The sequence below is a fragment of the Gilvimarinus gilvus genome (assembly GCF_030518155.1).
GTDB lineage: Bacteria > Pseudomonadota > Gammaproteobacteria > Pseudomonadales > Cellvibrionaceae > Gilvimarinus > Gilvimarinus gilvus.
On sequence record NZ_JAULRU010000552.1, the window covers coordinates 1 to 492 of the forward strand.

The 492-nt window shown below is 50.2% G+C and carries 1 protein-coding gene; it reads left to right on the forward strand.

Annotated features, from left to right (window positions below; all coding sequences use genetic code 11):
- Positions 1–492: EF-Tu/IF-2/RF-3 family GTPase (locus QWI17_RS10540; protein WP_302722467.1), on the forward strand; the 492-nt coding region annotated here is incomplete at both ends.

Here is a 492-nt window from a genome sequence, read left to right on the forward strand (position 1 = left end):
GCTGCGTGAGCTGCTGGACCAGTACGAATTCCCTGGCGACGACACTCCAATTATTGCGGGTTCTGCACTGATGGCTCTGAACGGCCAGGATGACAACGAGCTGGGTACTACTGCTGTTAAGAAGCTGGTAGAAGCACTGGATTCTTACATTCCTCAGCCAGAGCGTGCAATCGATCAGCCATTCCTGATGCCTATCGAGGATGTATTCTCTATCTCCGGTCGTGGTACTGTAGTAACAGGTCGTGTAGAGCGTGGTATCGTTAAGACTGGCGAAGAGATCGAAATCGTTGGTATTAAAGAGACTACCACTACTACTTGTACTGGTGTTGAGATGTTCCGTAAGCTGCTTGACGAAGGTCGTGCAGGTGAGAACGTTGGTGCACTGTTGCGTGGTACTAAGCGTGATGACGTTGAGCGTGGTCAGGTTCTGGCTAAGCCAGGTTCTATCACTCCTCACACACGTTTCGAAGGTGAAGTATACGTACTGTCCAA